The 24,276-nt window shown below is 72.5% G+C and carries 25 protein-coding genes; 16 read left to right on the forward strand and 9 right to left on the reverse strand.

Annotated features, from left to right (window positions below; translation table 11 throughout):
* Positions 1 to 16 precede the first annotated feature (16 nt).
* The 3 genes from ACICHK_RS34195 (at position 17) to ACICHK_RS34205 (ending at position 2,518) form a co-directional block, all read left to right on the forward strand.
* Positions 17 to 772: an SDR family NAD(P)-dependent oxidoreductase gene (locus tag ACICHK_RS34195; protein WP_151469017.1), complete on the forward strand. Its 756-nt coding sequence runs from the start codon at positions 17 to 19 to the stop codon at positions 770 to 772.
* The gene (locus ACICHK_RS34200) at positions 769 to 1,842 is read left to right on the forward strand and encodes a threonine aldolase family protein (RefSeq protein ID WP_406839926.1); all 1,074 of its coding nucleotides are present in this window, start codon (positions 769 to 771) and stop codon (positions 1,840 to 1,842) included. Before ACICHK_RS34195 ends, ACICHK_RS34200 begins: the two co-directional genes overlap by 4 nt.
* Positions 1,843 to 1,945: 103 nt before the next feature.
* The gene (locus ACICHK_RS34205; protein WP_406839927.1) at positions 1,946 to 2,518 is read left to right on the forward strand and encodes a transglutaminase domain-containing protein; all 573 of its coding nucleotides are present in this window, start codon (positions 1,946 to 1,948) and stop codon (positions 2,516 to 2,518) included.
* A gap of 36 nt (positions 2,519 to 2,554) precedes the next feature.
* Here the strand turns inward: ACICHK_RS34205 and ACICHK_RS34210 are convergent, their stop codons facing one another.
* On the reverse strand, positions 2,555 to 3,283 hold the full coding sequence (locus tag ACICHK_RS34210; protein WP_406839928.1) for a lysophospholipid acyltransferase family protein: 729 nt from the start codon (positions 3,281 to 3,283) through the stop codon (positions 2,555 to 2,557).
* 185 nt (positions 3,284 to 3,468) lie between these two features.
* Positions 3,469 to 3,885 carry a DUF4395 domain-containing protein gene (locus tag ACICHK_RS34215; RefSeq protein WP_406839929.1) on the reverse strand — a complete coding sequence of 139 codons (417 nt, stop codon included), beginning with the start codon at positions 3,883 to 3,885 and terminating at the stop codon, positions 3,469 to 3,471.
* Positions 3,886 to 3,960: 75 nt separating this feature from the next.
* Between ACICHK_RS34215 and ACICHK_RS34220 the strand changes: the two genes are divergently transcribed.
* The 5 genes from ACICHK_RS34220 (at position 3,961) to ACICHK_RS34240 (ending at position 8,723) form a co-directional block, all read left to right on the forward strand.
* The gene (locus tag ACICHK_RS34220; protein WP_151469012.1) at positions 3,961 to 4,374 is read left to right on the forward strand and encodes a thioredoxin family protein; all 414 of its coding nucleotides are present in this window, start codon (positions 3,961 to 3,963) and stop codon (positions 4,372 to 4,374) included.
* A 242-nt stretch (positions 4,375 to 4,616) separates the two neighbouring features.
* Positions 4,617 to 5,126: a flavin reductase family protein gene (locus ACICHK_RS34225; RefSeq protein ID WP_151469011.1), complete on the forward strand. Its 510-nt coding sequence runs from the start codon at positions 4,617 to 4,619 to the stop codon at positions 5,124 to 5,126.
* A 232-nt stretch (positions 5,127 to 5,358) separates the two neighbouring features.
* Positions 5,359 to 6,144 (forward strand): electron transfer flavoprotein subunit beta/FixA family protein, encoded by a 786-nt coding sequence (locus ACICHK_RS34230; protein ID WP_151469010.1) that lies wholly within the window; start codon positions 5,359 to 5,361, stop codon positions 6,142 to 6,144.
* Between the two features lie 99 nt (positions 6,145 to 6,243).
* Positions 6,244 to 7,206 (forward strand): electron transfer flavoprotein subunit alpha/FixB family protein, encoded by a 963-nt coding sequence (locus tag ACICHK_RS34235; protein ID WP_151469009.1) that lies wholly within the window; start codon positions 6,244 to 6,246, stop codon positions 7,204 to 7,206.
* 212 nt (positions 7,207 to 7,418) lie between these two features.
* The gene (locus ACICHK_RS34240; protein ID WP_406839930.1) at positions 7,419 to 8,723 is read left to right on the forward strand and encodes a DUF6986 family protein; all 1,305 of its coding nucleotides are present in this window, start codon (positions 7,419 to 7,421) and stop codon (positions 8,721 to 8,723) included.
* A gap of 84 nt (positions 8,724 to 8,807) precedes the next feature.
* Here ACICHK_RS34240 and ACICHK_RS34245 read toward each other — a convergent pair whose 3' ends face one another.
* Positions 8,808 to 9,890, reverse strand: coding sequence for a LacI family DNA-binding transcriptional regulator (locus tag ACICHK_RS34245; protein WP_192582351.1), 1,083 nt, complete (start codon positions 9,888 to 9,890; stop codon positions 8,808 to 8,810).
* Between the two features lie 237 nt (positions 9,891 to 10,127).
* Between ACICHK_RS34245 and ACICHK_RS34250 the strand changes: the two genes are divergently transcribed.
* The 3 genes from ACICHK_RS34250 to ACICHK_RS34260 all read left to right on the forward strand — a co-directional run bounded on the left by ACICHK_RS34250 (position 10,128) and on the right by ACICHK_RS34260 (position 12,832).
* Entirely contained in the window at positions 10,128 to 11,081 is a 954-nt protein-coding gene (locus ACICHK_RS34250) for an ROK family protein (RefSeq protein ID WP_406841392.1), read from the forward strand.
* 382 nt (positions 11,082 to 11,463) lie between these two features.
* Positions 11,464 to 11,661, forward strand: coding sequence for a hypothetical protein (locus ACICHK_RS34255; RefSeq protein ID WP_151469007.1), 198 nt, complete (start codon positions 11,464 to 11,466; stop codon positions 11,659 to 11,661).
* Between the two features lie 130 nt (positions 11,662 to 11,791).
* The gene (locus ACICHK_RS34260) at positions 11,792 to 12,832 is read left to right on the forward strand and encodes an NUDIX domain-containing protein (protein ID WP_406841393.1); all 1,041 of its coding nucleotides are present in this window, start codon (positions 11,792 to 11,794) and stop codon (positions 12,830 to 12,832) included.
* Between the two features lie 318 nt (positions 12,833 to 13,150).
* On the opposite strand, the gene ACICHK_RS34265 is transcribed toward ACICHK_RS34260, so the two are convergent.
* Complete coding sequence (locus ACICHK_RS34265; RefSeq protein ID WP_406839931.1) at positions 13,151 to 14,506, reverse strand: dipeptidase; 1,356 nt, start codon at positions 14,504 to 14,506, stop codon at positions 13,151 to 13,153.
* A 176-nt stretch (positions 14,507 to 14,682) separates the two neighbouring features.
* Here ACICHK_RS34265 and ACICHK_RS34270 point away from each other — a divergent pair, with 176 nt between their 5' ends.
* Positions 14,683 to 15,939 carry a geranylgeranyl reductase family protein gene (locus tag ACICHK_RS34270; RefSeq protein WP_406839932.1) on the forward strand — a complete coding sequence of 419 codons (1,257 nt, stop codon included), beginning with the start codon at positions 14,683 to 14,685 and terminating at the stop codon, positions 15,937 to 15,939.
* A gap of 74 nt (positions 15,940 to 16,013) precedes the next feature.
* On the opposite strand, the gene ACICHK_RS34275 is transcribed toward ACICHK_RS34270, so the two are convergent.
* Positions 16,014 to 16,463, reverse strand: a complete 450-nt coding sequence (locus tag ACICHK_RS34275; protein ID WP_406839933.1) for a nitroreductase family deazaflavin-dependent oxidoreductase — start codon at positions 16,461 to 16,463, stop codon at positions 16,014 to 16,016.
* A 196-nt stretch (positions 16,464 to 16,659) separates the two neighbouring features.
* Between ACICHK_RS34275 and ACICHK_RS34280 the strand changes: the two genes are divergently transcribed.
* From ACICHK_RS34280 to ACICHK_RS34290, 3 genes are all read left to right on the forward strand, one after another.
* Positions 16,660 to 17,388 (forward strand): TetR/AcrR family transcriptional regulator, encoded by a 729-nt coding sequence (locus ACICHK_RS34280; protein ID WP_406839934.1) that lies wholly within the window; start codon positions 16,660 to 16,662, stop codon positions 17,386 to 17,388.
* A gap of 220 nt (positions 17,389 to 17,608) precedes the next feature.
* A complete protein-coding gene (locus tag ACICHK_RS34285) occupies positions 17,609 to 18,847 on the forward strand; it encodes a sensor histidine kinase (protein WP_406839935.1) in 1,239 nt (412 codons plus the stop codon).
* Entirely contained in the window at positions 18,844 to 19,509 is a 666-nt protein-coding gene (locus ACICHK_RS34290; protein WP_406839936.1) for a response regulator, read from the forward strand. The genes ACICHK_RS34285 and ACICHK_RS34290 overlap by 4 nt, the downstream gene beginning before the upstream one ends.
* Here ACICHK_RS34290 and ACICHK_RS34295 read toward each other — a convergent pair.
* Both ACICHK_RS34295 and ACICHK_RS34300 read right to left on the reverse strand, forming a co-directional pair.
* Positions 19,470 to 19,805, reverse strand: a complete 336-nt coding sequence (locus ACICHK_RS34295; RefSeq protein ID WP_406839937.1) for a DUF6332 family protein — start codon at positions 19,803 to 19,805, stop codon at positions 19,470 to 19,472. The genes ACICHK_RS34290 and ACICHK_RS34295 overlap by 40 nt on opposite strands.
* Before the next feature lie 67 nt (positions 19,806 to 19,872).
* On the reverse strand, positions 19,873 to 21,423 hold the full coding sequence (locus ACICHK_RS34300; protein ID WP_406839938.1) for an MFS transporter: 1,551 nt from the start codon (positions 21,421 to 21,423) through the stop codon (positions 19,873 to 19,875).
* 85 nt (positions 21,424 to 21,508) lie between these two features.
* Here ACICHK_RS34300 and ACICHK_RS34305 point away from each other — a divergent pair, with 85 nt between their 5' ends.
* Positions 21,509 to 21,922 (forward strand): MarR family winged helix-turn-helix transcriptional regulator, encoded by a 414-nt coding sequence (locus ACICHK_RS34305; protein ID WP_406839939.1) that lies wholly within the window; start codon positions 21,509 to 21,511, stop codon positions 21,920 to 21,922.
* 93 nt (positions 21,923 to 22,015) lie between these two features.
* Here ACICHK_RS34305 and ACICHK_RS34310 read toward each other — a convergent pair whose 3' ends face one another.
* Both ACICHK_RS34310 and ACICHK_RS34315 read right to left on the reverse strand, forming a co-directional pair.
* The gene (locus ACICHK_RS34310; protein ID WP_406839940.1) at positions 22,016 to 22,765 is read right to left on the reverse strand and encodes a maleylpyruvate isomerase family mycothiol-dependent enzyme; all 750 of its coding nucleotides are present in this window, start codon (positions 22,763 to 22,765) and stop codon (positions 22,016 to 22,018) included.
* 86 nt (positions 22,766 to 22,851) lie between these two features.
* Complete coding sequence (locus ACICHK_RS34315; RefSeq protein WP_406839941.1) at positions 22,852 to 24,036, reverse strand: MFS transporter; 1,185 nt, start codon at positions 24,034 to 24,036, stop codon at positions 22,852 to 22,854.
* Positions 24,037 to 24,276 lie beyond the last annotated feature (240 nt).

A 24,276-nucleotide genomic window follows, 5' to 3' on the forward strand; every position in this document is an offset into this window, starting at 1 on the left:
TCAGGAGGAGAAGACCATGGGGAACGGGGCTCTCAGCGGTGCGGTGATCGCGGTGGCGGGCGCGGGCGGACCCGCCGGCCGGGCGGCGCTGCTCAGGCTCGCCGAGGCGGGCGCGACCGTCATCGGCGCCGACAACGACGCGGAGCGGCTGGCGGAGGCCGTCGACGCGGCGCGCTACGCGCACGGCGGCTCCACCGTCGTCGGCGACACCGTCGACCTGCTGGACCTCCAGTCGACCCGCGACTGGGCCGCGCGCATCCAGAAGGACTTCGGCCGGGTGGACGGGCTCGTCCACCTCGTCGGCGGCTGGCGCGGCAGCGAGACCTTCACCAAGACGGTCCTCGACGACTGGGACCTGCTCGAACTCCTGCTGATCCGCACGGTGCAGCACACCACGCTCGCCTTCCACGAGGCGCTGCAGGCCAGCGACCGCGGCCGGTACGTCCTGATCAGCGCCGCGGGCGCGAGCAAGCCCACCGCGGGCAACGCCGCCTACTCCGCGGCCAAGGCCGCCGCCGAGGCGTGGACCCTGGCCATGGGGGACTACTTCCGCAAGGCCGGCATCGCCGAGGGCGCGGACGGCGCGACGTCCGCGGCCGCCATCCTGGTGGTGAAGGCGTTGGTGCACGACGCGATGCGCGCCGAGCGGCCGAACGCGAAGTTCGCGGGCTTCACGGACGTCACGGAACTGGCCGAGTCCATCGTCGGCGTCTGGGACAAGCCCGCCGCCGAAGTGAACGGAAAGCGCCTGTGGCTGACCGAGAAGCCGTGAGCCCCCAGAAGACCGACGCCCGGCGTCATCACGACCCGGCCGTCCGCGGCTTCGCCAGCGACAACTACGCGGGGACCCACCCCGAGGTGCTCGCCGCCCTGGCCCTGGCCAACGGCGGGCACCAGGTCGCGTACGGCGAGGACGAGTACACCGAGAACCTCCAGACGATCATCCGCAGCCACTTCGGTGGCGGAGCGGAGGCCTTCCCGGTCTTCAACGGCACCGGCGCGAACGTGGTCGCGCTCCAGGCGGTCACCGACCGCTGGGGCGCGGTCATCTGCGCGGAGAGCGCGCACATCAACGTCGACGAGGGCGGCGCCCCCGAGCGCATGGGCGGCCTCAAGCTGCTCACGGTGCCCACGCCCGACGGCAAGCTCACGCCCGAACTGATCGACCGGCAGGCGTACGGCTGGGACGACGAGCACCGGGCGATGCCCCAGGTCGTCTCGATCACCCAGAGCACCGAGCTGGGGACGTTGTACACGCCCGGTGAGATCCGCGCGATCTGCGACCACGCCCACGCGCACGGCATGAAGGTGCACCTGGACGGGTCCCGGATATCCAACGCGGCCGCCTCCCTGGACGTCCCGATGCGGACGTTCACCAACGCGGTCGGCGTCGACATCCTGTCCCTGGGCGGCACGAAGAACGGCGCGCTGTTCGGCGAGGCGGTCGTCGTCCTGAACCGGGACGCCGTCAGCCACATGAAGCACCTGCGCAAGCTGTCCATGCAGCTGGCCTCCAAGATGCGCTTCGTGTCGGTGCAGCTGGAGGCGCTGCTCGCCAAGGATCTGTGGCTGCGCAACGCCCGGCACGCCAACGAGATGGCCCGGCGCCTCGCCGAGGGCGTCCGCGCCGTGCACGGAGTGGAGATCCTCTACCCGGTCCAGGCCAACGCGGTCTTCGCCCGGCTGCCGCACGAGGTCAGCCTGCGGCTGCAGAAGCGCTACCGCTTCTACTTCTGGGACGAGGCCGCGGGCGACGTCCGCTGGATGTGCGCCTTCGACACGACCGAGGACGACGTCGACGGATTCGTGGCCGCGCTCAAGGAGGAGATGGCCCAGCAGTAGGGCCCGACGGGGGGAACCCGCTGCACAGAAGTTGATGCATAGATATGCGACCGCCTGAAAAGTTATTGACTCTCGGGCGGTCGCATTCCTATGCTCTACGGGCATGGAGCTGATCCAGAAGACAAGCGACCTGTCCGCCTATCTGGCCGCCGACGACGTGGTCGACCACCATCATCCACTCGTCCGCGAGACGGCCGCGCGGCTCGCCAGGGAATCCGTCGACTCGTATGCCTATGCGCGCTCGGCGTTCGAGTTCGTACGGGACGCCATCCCGCACTCGGCCGATTCCGGCGATCCCCGGGTGACCTGGCGCGCCTCCGACGTCCTGGAGCAGCGCACGGGCATCTGCCACGCCAAGGCCCACGCGCTGGCCGCGCTCCTGCGGGCGGAGGACATCCCCACCGCGTTCTGCTATCAGAAGTTCGAGGTGCTCCACGGTCTCGTCGCCGTACGCCTCGACGGCGCCTGGCACCGGCAGGACCCCCGGGGCAACAAGCCCGGGGTGGACGCCCGCTTCTCCCTCGACGGCGAGCGGCTGGCCTTCACGCCCGACCCGGACCTGGACGAGCTCGACTATCCGGAGCTGTACGCCGAGCCCCACCCGGCCGTCGTCGGCGTCATGAGGGCGGCCCCGGGCCGCGCGTCCCTGATGCGGACGCTTCCCCTCGCGCTGTGAGGCGGGGGAAGCGTCCCTCGGGCTGAGGGGAAGGGGTCAGCGGGCCTCGGCCGCGCGCACCTCTTCGGGGGTCGGCGCGGTGCCGCCGAGGTGGGCGGGCATCCACCAGGTGTCGTCCGGCCCCTTGGGGCGTACGGGGTAGGCGCGCTGCGCCGATTCGAGCAGCTCCTGGACCCGCTCGCGCAGCCGCCGGGTGATGGCGCCCGCGTACTGGTCCTTCGGGGCCTCCACCGGCTCGCCGACGCGGATGGTGATCGGGGTGTGGCTGCGCTTGAAGTTGCGCGGGTGGCCCTTGGTCCACAGCCGCTGCGTGCCCCACAGGGCCATGGGGATCAGCGGCACGCCGGCCTCCTGGGCCATGCGCGCGGCGCCGGACTTGAAGCTCTTCAGCGTGAAGGACTGCGAGATGGTGGCCTCGGGGAAGACGCCGACGATCTCACCGGAACGCAGCGACTCCAGCGCGTGCTGGTAGGCCGTCTCGCCCTGGGCGCGGTCCACCGGGATGTGCTTCATGCCCCGCATCAGCGGACCGGAGATCTTGTGCCGGAAGACCGACTCCTTCGCCATGAAACGCACCAGGCGCTTCTGCGGCAGGGCGGCCAGGCCGTCGAAGATGAAGTCCAGGTAGCTGATGTGGTTGCTGACCAGCACGGCGCCGCCCGAGCGCGGAATGTTCTCCGATCCCTTGCAGTCGATCTTGAGGTCCCACACCTTGAAGAGTGTCTGGGCGAGGCCGACGACGGGACGGTAGACAAGCTCTGCCATGGACGGGGTGGACCCTTCTCTCTGCCTGGGAAGGGGTCTCCCGGCGGGAAGTTACGCTGCCGTAGGTTTACGGCAATGCGCAGATCGTGCCCGAAGAACGAACGGGTGGCCAGTCCTGGTGCCGTGGAACGGCGAGATCCTCGTCACGTCGCCCTCTTGATCCACCTCGGAGTTTTAACCCGCCTTTACTTCGCGCGTGCGGTCGCGCGCCGCACGACCAGGTACATCTCGCAGCCGAGGCAGTACCCGAACGCGGCATTGAGGAACGCCGCCGCGAGCGCGCACGCGGTCGCCGCCGACCCCAGCCACGCCGGTCCCGCGGTCCATCCGATCAGACCCGCCACCGCGAAGCCGAGCCCGACCGCCTGCGCGAACCGCGGGGGTTCCGGCGCCTCGAACTCCGTGGGCGGGCCGAGCCTCGGCCGTACGGCCTTCCTGAAGACCCACCCGTACGGCGAGCGCGTCACGCCGCCCGCCGCGCCCAGGGCGAACGCCAGTGTCTGCCACGCCAGCAGCCAGACGCTCCCGGTGATCAGCGTGACCGCCAGGACGACGGCCGTCACCGTGGCGCCGAACCGCGGCCCTCTCGCATCGATGTCCATGAATCAAGCATTCCGCACGAAGGGCGCCGACCGGCTCCGGGAATCTTTGCGGTCTCGTGAATGCTTGTGCAGGTGATGAGCGGACTCGTGGTGTGCGTGGCGGTGCTCGCGGCGGCGAGCGTCTACGGAGTGCTGCACCGGTGGCGGAGCGGGAGGGTGCGGGTGAGCGGGCGCGACGGCGGCAGGCGGCTCGGGGCGGCGGAGCTGGGACAGGCCCTCGGGGAGAGGGCCACGCTCGTGCAGTTCTCCAGCGCCTTCTGCGCCCCCTGCCGGGCCACCCGGCGGGTGCTGGGCGAGGTGGCCGGCATGGTCCCCGGCGTGTCGCACGTGGAGATCGACGCCGAGGACCACCTCGGCCTCGTACGCGATCTCGGCATCCTCAAGACGCCCACCGTGCTCGTGCTCGACGCCGGCGGGCGGATCGTGCGGCGGGCGGCGGGGCAGCCGCGCAAGGCGGACGTCATCGCGGCGCTCGGAGAGGCCTTCTGACCGGCGGCGATCATGGTGAGGCATCTCCCACATGCCGGTACGCCCTTGACTGCGCCCGTCACCTCTCGTCAGCCTGACCGTATGTCACCCCACAGCCTTCTTCCCGAGCTCGCCGACACGGACCCGGCCCGCACCGCGGGCGCGCGCGGTCCGGGCTGTTGACCGGCCACGGACCGTCTCCCGCTCCCGGTTCCGCCCGCGCGGCCGGAACCCCACGTCGGATCTCGCAGAAGGACAGCTCCATGACGGTCACGCCCGGCCTCGGCACCCCGCTGCCCGCCTCGCCGGAGCTGCTGCGCTCGGTGTTCCGGCGGCACGCGGCCGGTGTGGCCGTGATCACCGCGCCCGGGGCCCACGGTCCCGTCGGTTTCACCGCCACCTCGCTCACCTCGGTCTCGGCCGAGCCCCCGGTCGTCTCGTTCGGCATCGGCACCGGAGGCTCCAGCTGGCCCGCGATATCCGAGGCCGCCCATGTCGGCGTCCACGTGCTCGGCGAGCACCAGCGGGAGCTGGCCGCCACCTTCGCCCGCAGCGGCGCCGACCGGTTCGGGGCGCCCACCCGTTGGCGTAAGGGACCCGAGGAAGTTCCCGTGCTCGACGACGTGCTGGCCTGGATGGTGTGCCGCGTCGTGGCGAGGGTGCCCGCGGGCGACCACCGCATCGTCCTGGCCGAGGTCGTGCTCGGCGATCACTCGGGTGCGGGCAGCCCCCTCCTGTACCACCAGGGCCGTTTCAACGGCCTGCGTGACTGATACCCGCAGGCCGGGGGCGGGGGCTTTGCTACCCACCGGTTCTACTCACCGGTTACACAGCGTTGCGAAGGTCACAGTCCAAAGCGCTTGCTTAGTGTGCGCCCCCTGGGTGTACTGGTGAGTAATATTTCGTTCGGAGCGCGGGCCGCCCCGACCGGGATCGGCCGCTTCAGGCGCCTATGCTGCCTGAAAGAAGGCAGCCCAGAAATGACGATGCAGTAGGAGAGCCGGCGTGAGCTTGAGGATCGTTGTCACTGTGAAGTACGTGCCCGACGCCACTGGCGACCGGCACTTCGCCGATGACCTGACCGTCGACCGTGACGACGTGGACGGTCTGCTGTCCGAGCTCGACGAGTACGCCGTCGAGCAGGCGCTGCAGATCGCCGAGGACGCGGACGACGCCGAGATCACCGTGCTGACCGTCGGCCCCGAGGACGCCAAGGACGCGCTGCGCAAGGCGCTGTCCATGGGCGCGGACAAGGCTGTCCACGTCGAGGACGACGACCTGCACGGCACCGACGCCCTGGGCACCTCGCTGGTGCTGGCCAAGGCGATCGAGAAGGCCGGCTACGACCTGGTGATCTCCGGCATGGCCTCCACCGACGGCACCATGGGTGTCCTGCCGGCCCTGCTGGCCGAGCGCCTGGGCGTCCCGCAGGTCACCCTGCTCTCCGAGGTCTCCGTCGAGGACGGAGTGGTCAAGGGCCGTCGCGACGGCGACAGCGCCTCCGAGCAGCTGGAGGCCTCCCTTCCCGCGGTCGTGTCGGTGACCGACCAGTCGGGCGAGGCGCGTTACCCCTCCTTCAAGGGCATCATGGCCGCGAAGAAGAAGCCGGTGCAGTCCTGGGACCTGTCCGACCTCGACATCGAGGCGGAGGAGGTCGGTCTCGAGGGCGCCTGGACCAAGGTCGACTCCGCCGCCGAGCGTCCGGCGCGCACCGCCGGAACGATCGTCAAGGACGAGGGCGAGGGCGGCAAGCAGCTCGCCGAGTTCCTCGCGGGCCAGAAGTTCATCTAGTCGTAGGAGGTCCGGGACCCGTTCCCGGACCGTCCCAGCGGCCAAGGTCCACCCCGCTCACCGCCCCTCAGACTTCGCAATCCGCAGGAGATCGTTCTCATGGCTGAAGTTCTCGTCTACGTCGACCACGTGGACGGTGCCGTCCGCAAGCCCACCCTCGAACTGCTGACGCTGGCCCGCCGCATCGGCGAGCCCGTCGCCGTCGCCCTCGGCTCCGGTGCCGAGAACACCGCCGCCGCGCTCGCCGAGCACGGTGCGGTGAAGGTCCTCACCCACGACGCCGCCGAGTACGCCGACTACCTCGTCGTGCCGAAGGTGGACGCGCTGCAGGCCGCGTACGAGGCCGTCTCCCCGGCCGCCGTGCTCGTCCCGTCCTCCGCCGAGGGCAAGGAGATCGCGGCCCGTCTCGCGCTCCGCATCGGCTCGGGCATCATCACCGACGCCGTCGACCTGGAGGCCGGCGACGAGGGTCCGGTGGCCACGCAGTCCGCGTTCGCCGCCTCCTTCACCACCAAGTCCCGTGTCTCCAAGGGCACCCCGGTCATCACGGTCAAGCCGAACTCGGCCGCCGTGGAGGCCGCCCCGGCCGCCGGCGCCGTCGAGGCCCTCGCGGTCACCTTCTCCGAGAAGGCCACCGGCACCAAGGTCACCGCCCGCACCCCGCGGGAGTCGACCGGCCGCCCCGAGCTGACCGAGGCCGCGATCGTCGTCTCCGGCGGCCGTGGCGTCAACGGCGCCGAGAACTTCTCGATCATCGAGAACCTCGCCGACTCGCTCGGTGCCGCCGTGGGCGCCTCGCGTGCCGCGGTCGACGCCGGCTGGTACCCGCACACCAACCAGGTGGGCCAGACCGGCAAGTCCGTCTCGCCGCAGCTCTACATCGCCTCCGGCATCTCCGGTGCCATCCAGCACCGCGCCGGCATGCAGACCTCGAAGACGATCGTGGCGATCAACAAGGACGCCGAGGCCCCGATCTTCGACCTGGTCGACTACGGAGTGGTCGGCGACCTCTTCGACGTCGTCCCGCAGCTCACCGAGGAGATCAAGACCCGCAAGGGCTGATCCCGCAGCGCCGGCGAAGGCCCCCGCGACCGCACCGGTCGCGGGGGCCTTCGCCCGTCCCGGAGCGGCGGCGCGCACGGCCGGCCGCTCGGGAACCGGCCGTGCGCCGGGAGGACGCCGGTCGGCGGGGCTGTTGACCCGCGGGAAGCCCGCCGGATAGCTTCGTTCAACGGATTGTTGATTCCGTGGCGCGGGAAACGGGAGGCTGCCGGATGGGCCAGGACCAGCGGGAGAAGGTGGCGACGAGCCTCCCGGGTGCCGTCACCGAAGCGGTCGGGGCCTTCCTCGCCCCCGTCGACGCCGAGCTCGAGCGCCTCTATCCGGGAGACCCCGGCACCCGGCAGCCCGTCCACACCGTGTACGTCCCCGCGGACGCGTTCGACGCCGGCACGGTCCGCTCCTGGGGCGACTGCGCCCTCGCCGCCCTCGACGAACACGCCCCCGACGCCGCGTCCTTCGCCGCCGTCCTCGGCCTCCCCGACGAACTGGCCGGGCCCGTGTACGACCGCGTACGGGCCAAGCTGGAGCGCGAACCCGTCGAGGACCTGCGCGTCGACTTCGAGGACGGCTACGGCCCGCGTCCCGACGCCGAGGAGGACGGGGCGGCGGCCCGCGCGGCCCGGCTGATCGCCGGGGCGTTCGAGGACGGCACCGCGGCCCCGTACATGGGCATCCGCATGAAATGCATGGAGGCGTCCGTCAGGGACCGGGGCGTCCGCACCCTCGACGTCTTCCTGACGGGCCTGATGGAGGCGGGCGGCCTGCCCGACGGACTCGTGCTCACCCTGCCCAAGGTGACGTACCCGGAACAGGTCACCGCGATGGTCCGGCTCCTGGCGGAGTTCGAGAAGGCGCGCGGCCTGGAACCCGGCCGGATCGGCTTCGAGATCCAGATCGAGACCAGCCAGGCGATCCTCGCCGCCGACGGCACGGCCACCGTCGCCCGCATGATCCAGGCTTCCGAGGGCCGCGCCACCGGGCTGCACTACGGCACCTTCGACTACAGCGCCTGCCTCGGCGTCTCCGCCGCCCACCAGGCGAGCGACCACCCGGCCGCCGACCACGCCAAGGCGATCATGCAGGTCGCGGCCGCCGGCACCGGCGTACGCCTCTCGGACGGCTCCACCAACGTCCTGCCCGTCGGACCCACCGAGAAGGTCCACGACGCCTGGCGCCTGCACTACGGCCTCACCCGCCGTGCCCTGGCCCGCGCCTACTACCAGGGCTGGGACATGCACCCCGCCCACATCCCGACCCGCTACGCGGCCGTCTTCGCCTTCTACCGCGAGGGTTTCGCACAGGCCGCCGCCCGTCTGTCCCGCTACGCCGGCCGCGCCCCCGGCGACGTACTGGACGAACCCGCCACGGCCAAGGCCCTCAGCGGCCATCTGCTGCGCGGCCTGGACTGCGGCGCCCTGGACGTCGCGGAGGTGGCGCGGGAGACGGGCCTGACCCGTCCCGAACTGGAGGCCTTCGCGGCGCCGCGACGGGGGGACCTCACCGCGCCGGACCGGTAGCGCCGCCGGGCCGGATGCCCCGGCGAGCGCGGGGGCGGGTGCGCGGGCGGATGCTCCGGCGGCCGGAGGCGGTGCGGCCGGGGCTCAGTGCGCCGGCGGCAGTTCCCCCGAGCCGCGGGTGATCAGCCGGGTCGGGAGTTCGATCCTCTCCGGGGCTATGAGGTTGCCGTCGAGCTGGCGGAAGAGGCGTTCGGCGGCGGTGCGGCCGAGGGCGGCGGCGTCTTGGGCGACGACGGTGACGCCGGGCTCCAGGAGGTCGGCGAGCTCGATGTCGTCGAAACCGACGAGGGCGACCGGGCGGCCGCGCTCGGCGATGACACGGACGACGGTCACGGTGACACGGTTGTTGCCCGCGAAGACCGCGGTGACCGGAGAGGGGCCGGAGAGCATGTCCTCGGCCGCCTTGCGCACCCGCTGCGGATCGGTGACACCGAGGGACATCCACTCGTCCTCGACCGGTATGCCCGCGTCCTCCATGGCGGCCCGGTAACCGCGCAGCCGCTCGGCGGCGGTGTGGATGCGGGGCATGTCGCCGATGAAGCCGATCCGGCGGTGGCCGTGGGCGATCAGGTGGGCGACGCCGTCCCGGGCGCCGCCGAAGCTGTCCGACAGGACGACGTCGGCGTCGATCCGCCCGGCCGGGCGGTCCACGAAGACCGTCGCGACGCCCGCCTTCATCTCCGGCTCCAGATAGCGGTGGTCGTCGCCGGCCGGGATCACGACCAGCCCGTCCACCCGGCGCGCGCAGAGCGCGAGGACCAGTTCCTGCTCGCGGTCCGGGTCCTCCGCGCTGGAACCGTTGATCAGCAGGGCTCCGTGGGCTCGGGCCACCTCCTCGACCGCGCGGCTCAGCGGCCCGTAGAACGGGTCCGCGAGGTCCTCCAGGACCAGTCCGATGCTCGCGGTACGGCCCTTGCGCAGCACCCGGGCACTGTCGTTGCGGCGGAAGCCCAGCGCCTCGATGGCCTCCTGGACGCGGCGCTCCGTGTCCGGGGTGACCCCGGGCTCGCTGTTGACCACGCGGGAGACCGTCTTGAGACCGACTCCCGCACGCGCCGCCACGTCCTTCATGGTCGGACGGTTTCCGTAGCGGTTCTCGGATCGGCGGGCGGTCTCGGCCACGATGTGCTGTCCTGTCCTGTCGTCCACGGGGATGCGTAGGTCCATGGGGTTGTATGAGGATGTGGCGTCGAGCATAGAGCCTGGACAACGTTGTCAGATGCGGGAGACACTGTCCACCGCAATCTCCGGCCTGCGTCTTCCCCAGGGCGCACGGTCCCCGTGGTCCGCCGGCGCGCCCCGCGCCGCGTGCGGCGGGGCCCGGTTCTGCCGGTTCCCGGCCGAAGACCCCGGACCCGCGGCGCGGCGGGCCCGTCACGACACCCCATGGGAGACCTGACTCTGATGCACACCGACCTCGTGGCCGCGCTCGACATCGGCGGCACCAAGATCGCCGGAGCGCTGGTGGACGGCCACGGACGGATTCTCCTGCGCGCGCAGCGCCCGACGCCCGCCAAGGAGGACGGCGGCACCGTGATGCGCGCCGTCGAGGACGTCATCGGCGAGCTGGCCGTCTCCCCGTTCTGGAGCAGGGCCACGGCCCTGGGCATCGGCAGCGCCGGCCCGGTGGACGCCTCCGCGGGCACGGTGAGCCCGGTGAACGTGCCCGGCTGGCGGGGCTACCCGCTGGTCGAGCGGGCCTCCGAGGCCGCGGGCGGACTGCCCGTCGAGCTGATCGGCGACGGCGTCGCCATCACCGCCGCCGAACACTGGCAGGGTGCCGCCCGGGGGCACGACAACGCGCTGTGCATGGTGGTGTCCACCGGTGTGGGCGGCGGGCTCGTCCTGAACGGGCAGCTGCACGCGGGTCCCACCGGGAACGCGGGCCACATCGGGCACATCAGTGTCGATCTGGACGGCGACCTCTGTCCCTGCGGTTCCCGGGGCTGCGTCGAGCGCATCGCCAGCGGCCCGAACATCGCCCGCCGCGCGCTGGAGGAGGGCTGGCGGCCCGGCCCCGACGGCGACGCCTCGGCCGCGGCGGTCGCCGAAGCGGCCCGCGCCGGTGATCCGGTCGCCGTGGCCTCCTTCGAGCGGGCGGCGCAGGCCCTCGCGGCGGGCATCGCGGCGACCGCGACCCTGGTCGAGATCGACATCGCCGTGATCGGCGGGGGAGTGGGCAAGGCGGGCGACGTGCTCTTCGCGCCGCTGCGCCGGGCACTGGACGACTACGCGACGCTGTCCTTCGTCCGGCGCCTGACCGTGGCGCCCGCGCTGATGGGTACCGACGCCGGCCTGGTCGGCGCGGCCGCGGCGGCGCTCACCCGCAGGCCGTGGACGGCCGGGGCTCACGTCTGATCCGGTCGCCCCGGGCCGCGGCTTCCCGCGGCCGGGGCCGGATCGGAGGCCGCGGCACTCCACCGGGTGCCGGGCGTGTCCGCGGCACCGGTGCGCGGCCGTGGCGGCGGATCCCACCGGGCATCCGCTCGGATGATCCCACCGGAATGCCGGGCCGGACGGTCTCACCGGAGCACCGGGCTGGACGGTCTTACTGGAGTACTGGACCGGACGGTCCTACTGGAGTACCGGGCAGGACGGTCTTACTGGAGCACCGGGCCGGGCGGTTCCATCGGAGCACCGGGCCGGGCGGTCCTGCCGGAACACCGGGCCGGACGGGATGTCCGGATGAAGGTGTCGGATCCACCCGTGACCCCGTCCGGTCTTCGTAGTTGAACCGGGCATGAAGAAGCGCAGCATGCTCGCCATCGCCTCCCTGGCCACCGGGTTCGTCGTCGCGGCGATCACCCCGTCCCATGCCCTGAGCGGGAACACCCTGAGCGATCCGGACGTCAAGGACGCGCTCAGCTCGGTCGATCACGCCGTCGACACCGGCGACCTGGGGGCCGACGGGGGCGCTCTCGGCGTCCAGAACGGCTGAAGGACCGCCGCACAGCGCCGGTGTCCCCGCCACGGGGGCACCGGCGCCGCCTCGTTCTCGCCCTCATCAGCGGCTGGTTTCCGTGGCAGGGTGGAGCGGGCAAGCCTCAGGGGGCCACAGAAGAGGGGGAATCGTGATCGTCTGGATCAACGGTGCGTTCGGTGCGGGGAAGACCGCCACCGCACGGGAACTGATCGAGCTGATCCCGAACAGCACGCTCTTCGACCCCGAGGTCGTCGGGGGCACACTCGCGCAGCTGCTCCCGGCCAAGCGCCTCGCCGAGGTCGGTGACTTCCAGGACCTGCCGATCTGGCGCCGGCTCGTGGTCGACACCGCGGCCGCCATGCTCGCCGAGCTCGGAGGCGTCCTCGTCGTCCCCATGACCCTGCTGCGGCAGGAGTACCGCGACGAGATCTTCGGCGGTCTCGCCGCGCGCCGGATTCCCGTGCGCCATGTGCTCCTCGCCCCGGCGGAAACGATCCTGCGGGAGCGGATAGCCGGGCGGGAGGTGCCCTTGGACCTGCCCGACGGCGAGATGCGCGTGCGCCAGTGGTCCTACGACCACATCGAGCCCTACCGGGCCGCGCTCACCTGGCTCGCCTCCGACGCCCACCCCGTGGACACCAGCACGCTCACCCCGTACGAGGCCGCCGTGCGCGTCGCCGAGGCCGTACGCACCGGGGAGGCACCCGTGTGCGACATCGTGCAGACCCCCGAACCCACCGGCGAGACGGTCGCCGCCGGGGTCCTCCTCTTCGACGAGGACGACCGCGTCCTGCTCGTCGACCCGACGTACAAGGCGGGATGGGAGTTCCCCGGCGGGGTCGTCGAGGCCGGTGAGGCCCCCGCCCGCGCCGGTATGCGCGAGGTCACCGAGGAGACCGGCATCACCCTCGACGAGGTGCCCACACTGCTCGTCGTCGACTGGGAGTCGCCCGCGCCGCCCGGCTACGGCGGCCTGCGGCTCCTCTTCGACGGCGGACGCCTCGACGAACAGGCCGTCCAGGGGCTCCTGCTCCCCGGACCGGAACTGCGCGGCTGGCGCTTCGTCACCGAGCAGGAGGCGGCCGACCTGTTGCCGCCCGTGCGCTACGAACGGCTCCGCTGGGCCCTGCGGGCCCGCGAGCGCGGCGCGGCGCTGTACCTGGAGGCCGGGACACCGCTCGGCTGACATCCGGTCCGCCCTGTCGGAGCCGAGGTCTTCCGCCCGTCGCTCCGCCGCCGCGGCCCGGCCGATGAGACCTTCTCCGCGCCGCCCGGTCCGCACGACGGGTGAGTACGGGCCCCGGCCGCCCCAGTGCTCACGCCGCACCGCCACCGCGTGGAGCCCCCGCGTCCCCGCCGGCTCTCCGGGAGAGCCCCCGCGGTGAACCGACCGGACACGGGCGGACAGGGCAGGGCACGGGCGGGCAGGGCCGGACACGGCAAGGGCCGGACACGGGAAGGGCCCGCGCCGTCAGGCGCGGGCCCCGTACACGTCCGCGGACGGTCAGCTCGCCGCGTAGTTCCGCAGGAACAGCGCCTCCGCGACCGACAGGCGCTCCAGCTCGTCCGGCGAGACGCTCTCGTTCACCGCGTGGATCTGCGCCTCCGGCTCGCTCAGGCCGATGAGCAGGATCTCCGTGTCGGGGTACAGCGAGGCCAGCGTGTTGCACAGCGGGATCGAGCCGCCCATGCCCGCCGACTGCATCTCCTGGCCCGGGTAGGCGACCGCCATGGCCTCGGCCATCGACGCGTACGCGGGGCTGGAGGTGTCGGCGCGGAACGCCTGGCCCTGTCCGATCCGCTCGGTGCTCACCCGCGCGCCCCACGGCGTGTGCGCCTCGATGTGCGCCTCCAGCAGCTTCGTCGCCTCGACCGCGTCGACGCCCGGCGGCACCCGCAGGCTGATCAGCGCACGGGCACCCGCCTGCACCGACGGCGTCGCTCCGACGACCGGAGGGCAGTCGATCCCGAGGACCGTGACGGCCGGACGCGCCCAGACCCGGTCGGCGACCGTGCCGGAGCCGATCAGCTCCACCCCGTCGAGCACCTTGGCGTCCTCACGGAACGCCTGCTCCTCGTACCGCAGACCGTCCCACGCGGCCTCGCCCGCCAGACCGTCCACGGTCGTCGAGCCGTCCTTCGCCCGCAGCGAGTCCAGGACACGGATCAGCGCCGCCAGCGCGTCGGGCGCCGCACCGCCGAACTGCCCCGAGTGCAGGTTCCCTTCGAGGGTGTCCACCTGGACCCGTACGAGGGTCATGCCGCGCAGGGTCGCGGTGACCGTCGGCAGGCCCGCCCGGAAGTTGCCGGCGTCGCCGATGACGATGGTGTCGGCGGTCAGCAGCTCCGGGTGCTGCTCGGCGTACCGCTCCAGACCGCCGGTGCCCTGCTCCTCCGAACCCTCGACGATGACCTTGACGTGCACCGGGACGCCGCCGTTCGCCTTCAGGGCACGCAGCGCCAGCAGATGCATGACCACGCCGCCCTTGCAGTCGGCGCTGCCCCGCCCGTACCAGCGGCCGTCGCGCTCCACCAGCTCGAACGGAGGCGTCGTCCAGGCCGCTTCGTCCAGCGGCGGCTGCACGTCGTAGTGCGCGTACAGCAGGACCGTCTTCGCGCCCTCGGGACCCGGCAGGTAGCCGTACACCGACTGCGTGCCGTCCGGGGTGTCGAGCAGTGCCACGTCCTGGAAGCCCTCGGAGCGCAGCGCGTCCGCGATCCAGTTCGCCGCGCCCTCGCTCTCGCTCCGCGGAAACTGGTCGAAGTCCGCCACCGACTTGAAGGCCACCAGCTCGGCGAGTTCCGCCTTCGCCCGGGGCATGAGCGAGGCGACGGTCTCGGCGACCGGATTCGACGACATGGGCACGCTCCTTGTAGGTGCGACGTTGTACTTCTGTGTACAGATGATCGAGTGATGCGGACTGGTGTACAGGACGCATCCGTTGCAGATCCTCCCACAGCGGCCCGCGGTGACGCCCGCCGTAGGATGCGGGGGACAGGTGCGGCAGACGGCTGGACTGGGAGCAGTAGACCAACGTGAGCAGCGAGAACTCTTCGGCGGACGACGAGCGGCGCCCGGCGGACGGCGAACAGCGGGTGTGGGACGTCGTGGTCGTCGGCGCGGGGCCTGCGGGCGCCTCGGCCGCCTACGCGGCAGCGGTCGCGGGACGCAGCGTCCTGTTGCTGGAGAAGGCCGAACTGCCCCGCTACAAAACATGCGGCGGCGGCATCATCGGCCCCTCGCGCGACGCGCTGCCCCCCGGCTTCGAGCTGCCGTTCAGGGACCGGGTGCACGCGGTCACCTTCTCGATGGACGGCAAGTTCGTCCGCACCCGGCGGTCCCGGAACATGCTGTTCGGGCTGATCAACCGCCCGGAGTTCGACCAGCAGCTCGTCGAGTTCGCGCAGAAGGCGGGCGCCGAACTGCGCACGGGTGCCACGGTCTCGCGCGTCGAGCAGCACGGTTCGGCGGTCCCGGACCGGCGCACCGTCGCCGTGGTCCTCCAGGGCGGGGAGACGATCCTGGCGCGGGCTGTGGTCGGCGCCGACGGCAGTGCCAGCCGCATAGGAGCGCACGTCGGTGTGAAGCTCGACCAGGTCGATCTCGGCCTGGAGGCCGAGATCCCGGTGCCGGAGACGGTCGCCGAGGACTGGCGCGGGCGCGTCCTGATCGACTGGGGCCCCATGCCCGGCAGTTACGGCTGGGTCTTCCCCAAGGGGGACACGCTCACCGTCGGCGTGATCTCCGCGCGCGGCGAAGGCGCCGCCACCAAGCGGTACTTGGAGGACTTCATCGCCCGGCTCGGCCTCGCCGGCTTCGAACCGTCCATCTCCTCGGGCCACTTGACGCGCTGCCGTGCCGACGACTCGCCGCTGTCGCGCGGCCGGGTGCTCGTCTGCGGCGACGCGGCGGGGCTGCTCGAACCCTGGACCCGCGAGGGCATCTCGTTCGCGCTGCGCTCCGGACGGCTCGCGGGCGAGTGGGCGGTGCGGATCGCCGAGGCGCACGACGCGGTGGACGCCCGGCGGCAGGCACTGAACTACGCCTTCGCGATCAAGGCGGGGCTCGGCGTCGAGATGAGCGTCGGCAAGCGCCTGCTCGCGGCCTTCGAGCGCCGTCCCGGCATGTTCCACGCCGGCCTCACCGGCCTGCGCCCGGTGTGGAAGGCGTTCACGGGTATCACCCGCGGCTCCACCACGCTCGGGGAGATCGTCCGGACCCACCCGGCGGTCGGGCGTGCCCTGACCGCCCTCGACCGACGGCCTCCGGTGGCGGAGGGGGCGGGAGAATAGCGGACGCGGTCGGCGTCGGCCCGGAGCGTGATCCGGAAGAAGCGTGATCCGGAGGAGGACGGACGTGGCCGGCGTCAGCTCTCGACCGTGATCCGGAAGACCGGGTGGTCGGGGGCGATGCGCCGCAGCTCCTCGTCGGGAGAGTCGGGTCCGACGCCGGCGAAGAACACGCCGACCTCGGCCTTCCAGCGCTTGAGGTAGGCGCGCAGCAGCGGCACCTTGTCGTCGTCGGCGACCTCCACGGCGGTGAAGGTGTCGACCTTCTTGCCCAGGCGCAGCTCGCCCCCGCCGGCCGCCCGCATGTTGTGCGTCCACTGGACATGGCCGCGGGGCGCGAGGAGGTACTGCTCGCCGTCCACGGTGAGCAGATTGACCGGGGTCGTCCGCCACTCGCCGCTCTTGCGGCCCCGGACGGCCAGGACGCGCGAGCCCCAGACGCTGAGACCACGCCTGGTGATCCAGGCCACGACGCGGTTGAAGACGTTGACGGTGAACCAGCCGGGCTTCTGGACGTGTGTGGACACGATGACCTCTCGGGGTGTGTGGGACGTGCGGGGCCTGCGGGACATTCGGCAAGAGCGCCGATCTGTTTTGTGAGCACTGCTCTCGCTCGAGAAGAGTGTGCATCGGATCGGTGATCCAATGCAAGAGCAGTGCTCTCGTTTTTGTGCGCCGCTCTTGTTTGTGTGCACTGCTCTGAAAACGTGGGACACTGCACGTATGAGTACCGCGCGAGGGGCACGTGCCCGAGCCAGGATCGAGGTCACGGCGGCCATCAAGGACGAGGCGCGCAGACAGCTCGCCGCGGAGGGCGCCGCCAAACTCTCGCTGCGGGCCGTGGCCCGCGAGCTGGGAATGGTCTCCTCCGCGCTCTACCGGTACTTCCCCAGCCGGGACGACCTGCTGACCGCGCTCATCATCGACGCCTACGACTCCCTCGGCGAGGCCGCCGAGGCGGCGCACGCCGCGGTGGCCGCCGCCGGCCCCCGGGAGCGCTGGATCGCCGTGTGTGCGGCGGCGCGGCGCTGGGCGCTGGAGCATCCGCACGAGTACGCGCTCATCTACGGTTCCCCCGTCCCCGGGTACGTCGCGCCCCAGGAGACCGTTCCGTCCGCCTCCCGGGTCGGCCTGCTCCTGATCGGAGTCGTCCGGGACGCGTACCGGGGCAAGGGCGTGGCCCGGGCGCCGCTGCCCGCCGGACTGGAGACCGAGGCGCGGCGGATGGCCGCCGACATCGCGCCCGATCTGCCGCCCGAGGTGGTGGTGGCGCTGGTGGCCTCGTGGGCGCAGCTCTACGGACTGATCGGATTCGAGCTGTTCGGTCAGTTCAACCGGGTCGTGGAGGACCGCGAGCCGTTCTTCCGGCACGCGGTGGAGCGGCTCGCGCACGACGTGGGGCTGGTGTACCCGGAGCCGGGCGGGACGGCCGGGGGGCCGAACCCGGCGTAGGCCGTCGACGCGGGCGGCACCGGGCGTGGGCCGTCGAGCAGCGCTGGGCGCGGGCCGTCGACGCGGGCCGTGGGCCGCGGGCGGCACGGGCCGGACCCGGCATGGCCGCACTCCATGGGGAGGCCGCGCCCCGTGGGGAAGCCGTACTCCGTGGGGAGTACGGGTGATCACCTCGCCCGGCGGACGCCGCCGCGATGGTCGGCCGTCTAGCGTGACGGACATGGAAGAGCAGCACATCCCCGCGGCACCGGCGCGGGGCGGTCCGCCGCGACGACGGCACCGGCCGCCCGGGTGGGACCGCTGGAACGACGAGGAGCGCCGCGCGCGATGGCCGTGGCGTTCCACGCTGCTGCTGACCGCTTTCGTGCTCGTCGGCTCCAACTTCGCGGCCCATGCCCAGCACGGCGACCGGCTCGCTCTGGACCCCTTCTCCCGGGCGCTCCTCCTGGCCGGTTCCGGCCTGCTGCTCTGGCGGCAGCGGTACCCCGTGCCCGTCGTGTTCGGCACGGCCGCGGTGGCCCTGGTCTACGTGGCCGCGGGATATCCCTACGGGCCGGTCTTCCTCCCCGTCGCGGTGGCCTGCTTCAGCGCCGTGGTCGCCGGGCACCGCAGGGCGGCCTGGACGGCGGTCGGCCTGCTGTGGGCGGGGCACCTCCTGGCCTCCCACTGGCTGTACCGTCGGCTGCCCCCGGCCGGCGACCACCCCCCGTCGTGGATCCAGGAGGTGGGCATCGCCACCTGGGTCGTGGCGGTGCTGGCGCTGTCGGAGCTGGTGCGCGTGCGCCGTGAGCAGTGGGCCCGTGAAAGGGCCGAGCGCGCGCAGGCGGCCCGGCGGCGCGCCGACGAGGAACGGCTGCGGATCTCCCGCGAACTGCACGACGTGCTGGCGCACAGCATCTCGGTGATCAACGTCCAGGCGGGCGTCGGCCTCGCGCTCCTCGACTCCGACCCCGAACAGGCCCGCACGGCGCTCACCACCATCAAGGCGGCCAGCAAGGAGGCGCTGGGCGAGGTCCGGCAGGTGCTCGACACCCTGCGGACGCCGGGGGAGGCGCCGCGCGCGCCCGCTCCAGGGCTCGACCGGCTCCCCGAACTGGTCGAGCAGGCGGCGGGCGCCGGTCTCACGGTGGAGGTCGAGGGCGAGGTCCCGGCGCCGGCCCCCGGCACCGACCTCGCCGCGTTCCGCATCGTCCAGGAAGCACTCACCAATGTCGTACGGCATTCGGGGTCGCGTCGCGCGCGGGTGCGATTCGAGCACGAGCGGGGCGTGCTGCGGCTGGTGATCGACGACGACGGTCCGGCCACCGGCGCGGACGCGGGCGGGAGCGGCAACGGGCTCGCGGGGATGCGGGAGCGCGCGGCCGCCCTGGGTGGCACGATCGAGGCCGGTCCGCGCGAGGACGGAGGGTTCCGGGTGCTGGCCGTACTGCCGTGGAAGGCCAAGGAGGAGAACCGGTGATCCGCGTACTGCTCGCCGACGACCAGTCGCTGGTGAGGGCCGGCTTCAAGGCGCTGCTCGACGCGCAGCCGGACATCGAGGTGGCCGGGGAGGCCGCCGACGGCGAGGAGGCGGTGCGCGCGGTCCGTGAGCTGCGCCCGGACGTCGTCCTGATGGACATCCGGATGCCCGTGCTGGACGGCCTCGCCGCCACGCGCCGCGTCACCGGCGACCGGGACCTCGGCGAGGTGAAGGTGGTCATGCTCACCACCTTCGAGCTCGACGAGTACGTCTTCGAGGCCATCCGCTCCGGTGCCTCCGGCTTCCTGGTCAAGGACACCGAACCCGATGAACTGCTGCGTGCGGTACGGGCGGTGGTCGAGGGCGACGCACTGCTCTCGCCCGGGGTGACGCGCCGGCTGATCTCCGAGTTCGCGGCGCGTTCCAAGGAGCCCGGGACGGCCGCGTCCCTGGCCGAACTCACCGAGCGGGAACGGGAGGTGATGGCGCTGGTCGGCATCGGGCTCTCGAACGACGAGATCGCCCGGCGTCTGGTCGTCAGCCCGCTCACGGCCAAGACCCACGTCAGCCGGACGATGGTGAAGCTCGGGGCCCGCGACCGCGCCCAACTGGTCGTGCTCGCCTACGAGTCGGGGCTGGTGCGGCCCGGCTGGCTGGGCTGAGGCCCGGCGCCCTCCTGGCGGAACCGGTACAGCACGGTGGCGACCCGGAGCGCGAAGAGGACGCCGGCCAGGGTGACGCCCGCGGTGACGAGCGCGTGGACCGTGCCCGACGACAGGGGGAGGAAGAGGGCGGGCCCGGTGACGAACCCGAAGCCGACCGCCGCGACGAACGCCGCGCTGGCCAGGGCGTACCCGATCTCGACGGTGACGGCGTCCCGCTGTGCCTGGGTCCGCCGTGTCCGTGCGGTGTCCGTACCGCCGCGGTTACTTCCCTCGTGTTCCCCGTTGTTGTCCATGCATCGAGTCAACAGCCGTGCGCCCGGCGGGGCAAGGGACCCCGCCGGGCGCGTGCGCCGGAGGCCGTCAGTGGTCGCGGACGGCGATCCGTTCCGGCCCCGGCTCCGTCGCGTTCCGGCCGGAGAGGCCGGAGGAGCCGGAGGAGCCGGACGGCTCGGACGGCTCGGACACCGGGGACCGGCCGGACCGGGCCACGACGACGGACTCCCGCGGGCGTCGTGCGCGCAGACCGGGCAGCGTGATCAGCAGTCCGGCCAGGGCGATGCCGGTCACCACCACCAGGCCGGTCCGGTAGCTGTCGAGGACGTCCTGGGGCGAGGAGCTCCCGGAGGAGTTCGCGGTGACGACGGCCGTCACGACCGCGAGGAAGAGCGCGCCGCCGACCTGTACGGAGGTGTTGAGCAGACCCGAGACCATCCCCTGCTCGTGGTCGTCGACGCCGTTGGTCGCCTGGATGTTGAGGGACGGGAAGACCAGGGCGCACGCGGCGCCGATCAGCAGCATGGTCGGCAGGATGAGCGTCGCGTAGACCGGGTCGAGGTCGACGCGCAGGAAGAGCGCGTACCCGGTGACCATCAGCGCGAAGCCCGCCGCGATGAGCCGGGGCGTGCCGAACCGGTCGACGACGGCGCCGACCTTCGTGGAGGACAGCGCCACCAGCGCTCCGGCCGGGAGGAAGGCGAGCGCGGTGTGCAGGGCCGACCAGCCCAGCAGCGACTGCATGTACAGCGTCACCAGGAACTGGAAGCCGACGTACGAGCCGAAGAACGCCATCGCGCCGAGCTGGGCCCGGATCTGGCTGCCGGAGCGCAGCACGCCGAGCCGGATCAGCGGGCTCGGGCTGCGGCGCTCGACACCGGCGAAGACGGTGAGCAGGACGGCGACGGCGAGGAAGCTCAGCAGGGTCCGCGCCGATCCCCAGCCGGCCGTGGGCGCCTGGACGACGGTGAAGACGAGCAGCAGCATCGCGGTGGTGCCGATGACGGCGCCGGGGATGTCGTAACCGCCGTGGTTCCTCTCGCGCTCGCTGCGCGGGACGATCCTCAGACCCGCGAGCAGGGCGAGGACGGCGATGGGTGCGGGGAGCAGCATGGTCAGCCGCCAGCTCGCCTCGGTGAGCAGGCCGGACAGGACCAGGCCCATGGAGAAGCCGGTGGCGGCGCAGGTGGTGTAGATCGAGAGCGCGCGGTTGCGCAGCGGGCCCTCGGCGAACGTCGTGGTGATGATCGACAGGCCCGCGGGCGCGGTGAACGCGGCGCTCAGGCCCTTGATGAAACGGCTGGCGATCAGCAGGGGGCCCGAATCGACGAGACCGCCGAGGAGCGAGGCGAGCGCGAACACTGCGAGGGCCACGAGGAAGACCTGGCGGCGGCCCAGCAGGTCGGCGGTGCGTCCGCCGAGGAGCAGCAGCCCGCCGTAACCCAGGATGTAGCCGCTGACGACCCATTGGAGCGTCGAGGTGGAGAGGTCGAGTTCGGAGCCGATGGACGGCAGTGCCACGCCGACCATCGACACGTCCAGCGCGTCCAGGAACATCGCGGCGCACAGCACGAGCAAGGTGCCCCACAGCCTGGGGGTCCAGCGTCCCGGCGCGGGGTGGGTGAGCGGAGAGGTCATGCCGCAGACATTACATGCATACGCATTCAATGCAAGTGCATTTAATTCCGATGCAACAAAGTTCATTCTTTGCTACGGTGCGGACATGGCGGCCGAGAATGCCGAGCAAGAGCTCGTGGACCAGTGGCGCGACATCCTGACGGTGCACGCCCGCACCCTCTGCGAGCTCGACCGCGAGCTGCATCCCCACGGCCTGGGGGCCAGCGACTTCGAGGTCCTCGACCTGCTGACGGTGGGCACGGCGGCGGACGGCGACCCGGGCTTCCGCGTCCAGGAGATCTCCGAGCGGGTCCACCTCAGTCAGAGCGCCCTGTCCCGGCTGATCGGACGCCTGGAGAGGGACGGTCTCGTGACGCGCGGGATGTGCGCCGAGGACCGGCGGGGTGTGCGTGTGTGCGTGACGCCGAAGGGGCGCGAACTGCACGGCGAGGTACTGCCGTTGCAGCGGGCGGTGCTGGCCCGGATGCTGACGGGCGGTCCGGCGGCGCCCGGCGCGTGAGCGGAACCCGGGCGGCCTCGCCGGCCGCCCGGAAGCCCGGAGCCGTTCCTGGACTCCGGCCGTCCCGGAGGGCCCGGGTTCCGGATGCGGGGGTCAGCTCCAGGTGATGGCGGACTTCTCCCGCCACAGGGTCGCGAGCGAGGCGTCCCCCGTCACGTCCGGGAACGGCGCGCGGTTCCACAGGGCCAGGTAGAGCGCCCCGGCCGGTCCCGCCAACTCGCAGTCGACGTCCGCGTCCTCGTCCGATCCGGCGAGCTCACCGACCGGAACTCCGGGCGACAGCCGTACGGTCCACACGGCGTCCGGGCGGTCCGTGGCGCGCACGCGCAGCACGCGGGGCTCCTCGGTGCGCACCCTGCTCTTCTCGCGCGCGTGGAATCCGCGCAGCAACTCGTCGATCCCGTCGACCGCGAAGTCCGGCGCGACGGGGGTGGGTTCCCCGCCGAGCGCGGACTCCGCGTCGACCCGGTGCACGGTGGTCTCGTGGGCCTGGCGGCGGGCCCAGAAGGCCAGCGGCGAGGGTGCCGGCAGGAAGCTCCAGCAGCGCACGTCCGGCGAGGCGCCGGCCAGTGTGTCCACGAGCCGGCGGTGCCCGTCGCGGAACCAGGTCAGCAACTCGTCGTGGTCCAGGTCCGGCAGGCCGCCGTCGGGGTGGTACGAGGTGTGCCCCTCGGCGACGAACGCGGTGGCCCAGCGGTGGACCATGCCCGTGTGCCGCACCAGATCCCTGACCTGCCAGCCCGCGCAGGTCGCGACGTCGGCGTCGGCGCCCGCCTTCTCCGCGGCGGCGGCCAGCGAACGGCCTTCCAGGTCGAGCGTTTCGACGAACTCCTGAATCTCCATGGCGCGAGTGTGCCCGACGCGGGCGGGCGGCCGGGGGCCCGTCTCGCGGAGTGGGAGTCGGGGCGGCGGGCTTCCGCGGGCCGGGGTCACCCCACGGCGGCGCGTCGTGTCGCGAAGCCGATCAGGGCGGCCACGGCCGCCAGTGCCGCGACGCTCGTGAGCGCCGTCGGCAGGGAGTACGCATCGGCCATGAACCCGATCGCGGGCGGCCCGAGGAGCAGGCCGCCGTACCCGAGCGTGGAGGCGGCGGCGACGCCGCTCGCTCCGGCGAGCGCGCCGGCCCGGTCCAGCGCCACGGGGAAGATGTTGGCGAGGCCGAGCCCGGTGACGGCGAAGCCGAGGAGCGCGGCCCAGAGGGAGGGCGCGAGGGAGCCGAGCAGCATGCCGAGCGAGGCCGTCGTGCCGCCCAGGACCAGCGTACGGGTCCGGCCCAGCCGTTCGAGCAGGGCCGTTCCGCTCAGGCGGCCGATCGTCATGGCGAGGGCGAAGCACGAGTACCCGAGGGCGGCGGTCCCCGGGCGCGCGTCCAGGTCCTGCTCCAGATGGAGCGCGCCCCAGTCCGCGAGCGCGCCCTCGCCGTACGCGGTGCACAGGGCGATCAGCCCGAAGACCAGCACCAGACCGCGCGCGTGGGTGCCGGCGGGCCGCCGCTCCGCGGACGCGTCCTCCCGTGCGCGCTCCGGTGGTACGGGGGCCGCCTCGCGGAGGAGCGCGCGTCCCGCGACCCCGGTGACGAGCAGGCCGACGACGGCGATCGCGAACAGATGGCGCGACGGTGACAGCTGTCCGGCGACCAGCCCGCCGAGACCCGCCCCGAGCATGCCGCCCAGGCTGTACGCGGCGTGGAAGCCGGGCATGACCGGGCGTCGGAGCGCCGCCACGAGGTCGACGGCCGCGCTGTTCATGGCGACGTTGGCACCGCCGTAGGCCGCGCCGAAGAGCAGCAGGACGAGTCCGAGGACGGTCACCGAGTGCGCGAGCGGGGGCAGGACGACGCTCAGGGACAACAGCGCCGCGCAGGCCACGCTCACCGGGTGGCTGCCGAACCGTCGGCAGAGCCGTCCCGTCAGCATCATGGTGATCACGGCTCCGGCGGAGACGCCGAGAAGGGCGAGACCGAGGGCGCCGGCCGAGGCGCCGGTCTGGTGCTTGACGGCGGGGATGCGGACGACCCAGCCGGCGAAGACGAAGCCGTCGAGGGCGAAGAAGGCGGTGATGGCGATACGGAGTCGGGTGAGGGGGCGATCCGGCACGACACTGTGCGGAACCATTTTGTTTATTAGCGGCACAAAATCACGTTAGACGGCCGCCGCGCTCGGAGCAAGAGAGGGGGGAGGGCTGGATCCGGGGGCCGCGGGTGATGAACGCGCTGGTGGGGCGATGTGAAGCCCTGGTCGGGCCGGTGCGGGCGGGCGCCGGCCCGCAGGCGAGGTGTCGACGGGCGTCGATCCGCGGGTGTCGACGGGCGTCGATCCGCAGTGCTGGCGGGCGCCGGTGCGGGCCCATGCGAA

Source organism: Streptomyces sp. AHU1 (assembly GCF_045343905.1).
In the GTDB taxonomy this organism is placed as follows: Bacteria; Actinomycetota; Actinomycetes; order Streptomycetales; family Streptomycetaceae; genus Streptomyces; species Streptomyces triticiradicis.